We start from the raw sequence: 6,324 nt of genomic DNA on the forward strand, positions 1-6,324 counted from the left end.
GACTAGTAGTAGAGCCGATTGAGGCAACCCATCTACCATTTTCATCAATCAGAAACTTATGAAAGTTCCACCCTATCTTAGCATCCGAAACCCCGTTTTCACTTTTATGCGTAAGCCATTGATAAAGGGGAGCTATATCTTTCCCCTTTACAGATATTTTAGCCATCATAGGAAAAGTAACTCCATAATTCAACGTACAAAACTCCTTGATTTCTTCATTCGTGCCGGGTTCCTGATGTAGGAAATTATTGGCAGGAAATCCGATAACGACAAAATCATCTTTTCCATATTTCTCATACAATTCCTCCAACTTGGCGTACTGGGGAGTGAAACCGCATTTAGATGCCACATTGACTACCAATACTTTCTTACCTTTGAACGTGGAAAGTGGCAAGTCCTTCCCGTCAATAGCCTTGACCGTAAAGTCATAAAAACTTTTTTGCTGTGCACCAGCTACCGATGTGATCATGGTTACAATTATGCTTAATATAAATGTCTTCATTTGAAATGCTATTTTATAATAGAACAATTCATGAACTTGAAAAGTTTTCTCTGAAAGAAAAGATTGACGAGAGAAAATTGTTATCTTTGTTCTTCTGAAAAAGAACAGAAGATATTTATGAGCAAACAAGGAACCATCATAGTAGTAGATGATAACAAAGGAGTGCTGTCGGCAGTAAAGCTATTGCTGAAAAATCATTTCGAACATATCGTCACACTGCCCTCACCCATCACACTGCCCGCTGCGCTACGTGAAGAAAACGCGCAAGTAGTGCTGCTGGATATGAATTTCAGCAGCGGACTGAATACCGGGAATGAAGGTCTGTACTGGTTACACGAGATAAAGAAAATACACCCCTCCCTGCCCGTAGTACTTTTCACAGCCTATGCTGACATAGACCTGGCAGTGCGCGGCATCAAGGAAGGAGCAACAGACTTCATCGTCAAGCCTTGGGACAATGCCCGGCTGATAGAAACCTTGCTGTCTGCCTGCCGCAATTCCTCCAAGAACAAGAAGAGAGCGGAAATCCCTAAAACCGTATCTTCTATGTATTGGGGAGAAAGCAATGCCATGAAGCAACTGCGGACGCTGATAGAGAAAGTGGCGCAAACGGATGCCAATATTCTGATTACAGGAGAGAACGGCACAGGAAAAGAAATGCTGGCACGGGAAATACACGCTTTGTCTGCCCGATACCGGCGGGATATGATAACAGTGGACATGGGTGCCATCACCGAATCCCTGTTCGAAAGCGAACTGTTCGGTCATAAAAAAGGCTCGTTTACCGATGCCCATACCGACCGTGCTGGTAAATTTGAAGCCGCCCATGAAGGGACTTTGTTTCTGGACGAAATAGGCAACCTGCCCTATCACCTGCAATCCAAACTACTCACCGCCATTCAGAGCCGGAGCGTGGTGCGAGTAGGAAGCAACGAACCGATACCTGTCAACATACGTTTGATTTGCGCCACCAATTGTGATTTGGAAGAGATGGTGGCCAAAGGCAAATTCCGCGAAGATTTGCTTTACCGCATCAATACCATCCACATCGAGATTCCCCCTCTGCGGGAACGCAAAGAAGATATTATCCCTTTGGCCGAACGCTTTATAGACCGATTCTGCAAACAATATGACAAAGGAAATATCCTTCTTTCTACCGGTGCGCAAGAAAAGTTACGGACATATCCGTGGTATGGAAACATACGCGAACTGGAACATGCCGTAGAGAAAGCGGTCATTATCAATGAAGATGGTATATTGAGTGAGGAACATTTTCATTTTCCCCGAAAAGTAGCGGCTCCTGCGACAGAAACAAGTGTCTCAACTCTGGAGGAGATGGAATTGCAAATGATTCAGAAGGCGATAGAGAAATGCAACGGAAACCTCTCGGCTGTAGCGGCACAGTTGGGAATTACCCGTCAGACGCTTTATAACAAGATGAAAAAATTCGGATTATGACCATTTTCTCATGTCCTTCCTCACTACAATCAAATTTTAAACAGACTCTAAAGAAGCATCAACGAAACAATAAATAATCAAGCTGTGAAACAATTCTTCTTCCGTTTTTTCACTGTACTGTTCCTAGGTATTGCCTGCACCTTACTAATCCAGCAGCGCAATTGGCTGTGGCTATGCGTAGCCGTACCTTCATTCCTCGTTTCCATAGGCTGGTTTTACCGCCTGTACACTTTTAATACCCGGAAGATAGCCTTTCTGCTCGACGCCATCGAAAACGACGACCCCGCTGTTCGTTTTTATGAACATGCCTCCCCTGGCGATTCTTCCATGGTCAATGTCATGCTGAACCGCATCGCACGTATTTTGTACAATGTAAAACAGGAAACGGCACAACGAGAGAAGTATTATGAGCTCATCATGGACTTTGTAGAAACCGGCATTGTGGTGCTGAACAGCAAAGGCTCCGTTTATCAAAAGAATAAAGAGGCCATGAATCTGTTGGGGCTGGATGTTTTGACTCATGTCAAACAACTCTCTCGCATCTCGGATGAACTGATGATTGCTTTGGAAAAAGCAGTTCCGGGTGACAAGCTGCAAATTCAGTTCAACACAGAACGGGGAACAGTACATCTTGCCTTACGGGTGTCCGGCATCCGTATCAAAGACGAGGAACTCCGCATTATTGCCTTGAGTGATATCAATCGGGAGCTGGATGAACGGGAAATAGATTCATGGATACGCCTCACCCGCGTACTGACCCATGAAATAATGAATTCACTCACTCCGGTGACTTCCCTCAGCGAAACACTACTGGCTCTTCCCGGAGCAGAAAATGAAGAAATGAAACAAGGGCTGGAAACGATTCACTCTACAGGTAAAGGATTGATAAATTTTGTCATGTCTTATCGCAAACTGACACGACTGCCATCACCTGAACCATCGCTGTTCTATGTCCGTCCTTTCCTGGAACGGATGATCCGACTGGCACAGCACCAGCATCCATGCCCCAACATCACTCTTTCCATCCTCGAAGCCCGGGAAGACCTGATAGTCTTTGCCGACGAGAACCTGATAGCCCAAGTGGTTACGAATCTGCTGAAAAATGCGATTCAAGCCATAGGTAATGCTCCCGACGGAAAGATCACCTTGAAAGCTTATTGTGATCCGCAAGAAAGTATCCGTATAGAGATAGCCAACAACGGTCCCGCTATTCCTCCCGATGCAGCCGGACAAATTTTTGTACCTTTCTTCACGACCAAAGAGGAAGGAAGCGGCATCGGACTGAGTCTAAGCAAACAAATCATGAGGCTGAGCGGTGGCACACTGACCCTGCTGCCTTACAAGGAAAAGGGACAGGCCACTGTTTTTGTACTGGTTTTTAATTAAAAATAAAAATGTGCTAATGTGTCAGCCAATTACCATCCGGTACACAGCGCAGCCATTAGCAAATTAGCAAATTATTTAAAATGAAACATTCTCCTGAATTATTAGTTTATAAAGCCTCTGCCGGTTCGGGAAAAACATTCACACTGGCCGTGGAATATATAAAGCTGCTGATACAGAACCCACGGGCATACCGTAATATACTGGCTGTGACTTTTACCAACAAGGCCACTACCGAAATGAAAGAGCGGATTCTGAGCCAGCTATACGGAATATGGATAAAGGATAAGGATTCTGATCCCTATTTACAGAAAATCACAGAAGAACTGGAAATGCCCCCAGAAGACATAAGGACAGCCGCCGGTACGGCACTGCACTACATGATACACGATTACAGCCGCTTCCGGGTGGAAACCATTGACTCATTCTTCCAGTCGGTGATGCGCAATTTGGCACGGGAGCTGGAATTGGGTGCCAATCTGAATATCGAACTGAACAATATGGAGGTACTGAGTGATGCCGTGGACTCCATGATAGAAAAGCTGGACCGACAATCTCCCGTACTCTATTGGCTGTTGGAATACATAGAAGAAAGAATTGCCGATGACAAGAGGTGGAATGTTTCCGGTGAGATAAAGAATTTCGGACGAAACATCTTCGATGAAGGATATATAGAAAAAGGAAATGGGCTACGGGAAAAATTACGGGACAAAGACTGTATCAAGAATTACCGCAAGACGCTGCAAGCCATTTTGGAAGAGGTGCAGGAACAAATGAAAGGATTTGCCGACCAATTCTTCGGAATATTGGATACAAACGGGGTGAAAGTAGAAGATTTGAAAAACGGTTCCCGAGGTATAGCCGGCTATTTTAATAAACTACAATCGGGCAAACTGGATGACAGCGTCCGCAATGTAACAGTGGAAAAATGTCTGGACTGCCCCGACGAATGGGTGAAAAAAACCTCCCCCATACGCAACGCTATCCTAGGTCTGGCAGAAAAAGAACTGATTCCCCTGCTGAATGAATCGGAAAAATATAGAAGCCGGAACAATATGCTGGCCAATTCCTGCCAACTCTCCCTGCGCCACGTAAACAATATCCGTCTGCTGGCCAATATAGACGAAGAGGTACGCGAATTGAACCATGAGAACAATCGCTTCCTGCTGTCGGATACCAACGCGTTGCTTCATAACCTGGTAAAAGAAGGAGATTCCTCGTTTGTATTCGAAAAGATAGGAACAACCATACGCAACGTAATGATTGATGAATTTCAGGATACTTCGCGTATGCAATGGGACAATTTCCGTCTGTTGCTGCTCGAAGGTTTGTCTCAGGGAGCAGACAGCTTGATTGTAGGAGACGTGAAACAATCCATCTACCGCTGGAGAAACGGTGACTGGGGCATACTGAACGGACTGAAAACAAACATCGAAGCCTTTCCCGTCAAAGTAAAGACACTGACCACCAACCGCCGGAGCGCTGCAAACATCATTCACTTCAACAACGAAGTGTTTACAGCCGCCTGCGAGGTGTTGAACAACATTTATAAGGAAGAACAAAAAAAGGAATGCAAGGAACTGAAGGAAGCCTACAACGACGTGTGTCAGGAAACATACAAAGATCCCGGAAAAGGGTATGTCAAAGTGGAATTTCTATCGGATACGGAAGACATGACCTATATGGAAAACACCCTGTACCACCTAGGAGAAGAAGTGGAGCTGCTTGTGGCGCAGGGCGTGCAACTGAAAGATATTGCCATCCTGGTGCGCAAGAACAGAAGCATTCCTTTAATAGCCGATTACTTCGACAAGAACACCTCTTACAAAATCGTATCCGATGAGGCATTCCGACTGGATGCCTCACTGGCGGTATGTATGATAATGGATGGCCTGCGCTACTTGTCACAACCCGGAAACCGGATTGCCAAAGCGCAACTGGCTGCTGCTTATCAGAATGAAGTATTACATAAAGGAATAGATCTCAACACTCTATTGCTGAACGAAATAGATGATTATCTGCCATTCGATTTCATAAAAGAAGCGGAACAGCTTCGCCTCATGCCACTGTATGAACTGATGGAAAAACTTTTCAATCTGTTTCAGATATCCTGCATCAAACAACAGGATGCCTATCTGTGCGCCTTCTTTGATGCCGTGACGGAATATTTGCAAAGCAATTCTTCCGAATTATCCGCTTTTATCACCTACTGGGAAGAAAAACTAGGCAGCAAGACCATCCCTTCCGGCGAGGTGGAAGGAATTCGCATTCTCTCCATCCACAAGTCCAAAGGCTTGGAATACCATACCGTACTGCTACCCTTCTGCGACTGGAAAATGGAGAATGAGACTTACAACCATCTGGTATGGTGTGCTCCCCGGCAAGCTCCGTTTAGCGATCTTGACATTGTTCCCATCAACTATTCCAAAGCCATGCAGCAATCCATTTATCGGGAAGAGTTCCTGAATGAACGCTTGCAATTATGGGTTGATAATCTGAACCTGCTTTATGTGGCATTTACCCGTGCCAAAAAGAACTTGATTATATATGGAAAGGCGGAACAGAAAGGAACGGTATCCGAATTGTTAGGAAATGCCTTATCCGACATGACCGGAAAGAGCTATGCCACCGGAGAAGAAATATACGAACTGGGAACGCTCTATCTCTCATCTCACGAAGAGGAAAAACAAGTGTCCGGCAACAAGCTGCTGACTGTAGCCCGACGTTTGCCTATCCATCTGGAAACGCTGGAAACCAACATCGAATTCAAACAGTCCAACCGTTCTGCCGAATTTATCCGGGGAGAAGAGGAAACGGAAGACAAATACATCCGGCAAGGACAGTTGTTGCATAATCTATTCTCCGTAATCCGTACCACGGACGATGTGCCTCCCGCCATAGAACGCCTGCGTTTCGAAGGAATCATAGAGTCGGCACAACAAGAGGAACAAATACGAAAACTCACCGAATGGGCTTTGAGG

Annotated in this window: 4 protein-coding genes; 3 read left to right on the forward strand and 1 reads right to left on the reverse strand. The window is 45.3% G+C overall.

Translation table 11 applies throughout. The features are described 5' to 3' along the window. On the reverse strand, positions 1-502 hold a 502-nt coding region (locus AB5935_RS16615; protein ID WP_368327494.1), incomplete at its 3' end, for a glutathione peroxidase. Between the two features lie 117 nt (positions 503-619). On the opposite strand from AB5935_RS16615, the gene AB5935_RS16620 reads away from it, so the two are divergent. From AB5935_RS16620 to AB5935_RS16630, 3 genes are all read left to right on the forward strand, one after another. Next, on the forward strand, positions 620-1,960 hold the full coding sequence (locus AB5935_RS16620; RefSeq protein ID WP_038609749.1) for a sigma-54-dependent transcriptional regulator: 1,341 nt from the start codon (positions 620-622) through the stop codon (positions 1,958-1,960). Positions 1,961-2,044: 84 nt separating this feature from the next. Next, positions 2,045-3,346 (forward strand): sensor histidine kinase, encoded by a 1,302-nt coding sequence (locus tag AB5935_RS16625; RefSeq protein ID WP_008673847.1) that lies wholly within the window; start codon positions 2,045-2,047, stop codon positions 3,344-3,346. 80 nt (positions 3,347-3,426) lie between these two features. Next, the coding region (locus AB5935_RS16630; protein WP_368327495.1) for a UvrD-helicase domain-containing protein at positions 3,427-6,324 on the forward strand (2,898 nt) is incomplete at its 3' end.

Source organism: Phocaeicola sp. RTP21198st1_B8_RTP21198_201120 (assembly GCF_040929485.1).
GTDB lineage: Bacteria > Bacteroidota > Bacteroidia > Bacteroidales > Bacteroidaceae > Phocaeicola > Phocaeicola dorei.

Excerpts from the sequence above, each read along its gene's own strand:
- AB5935_RS16620 (WP_038609749.1), top strand. The coding sequence starts at position 620 with ATGAGCAAACAAGGAACCATCATAGTAGTAGATGATAACAAAGGAGTG.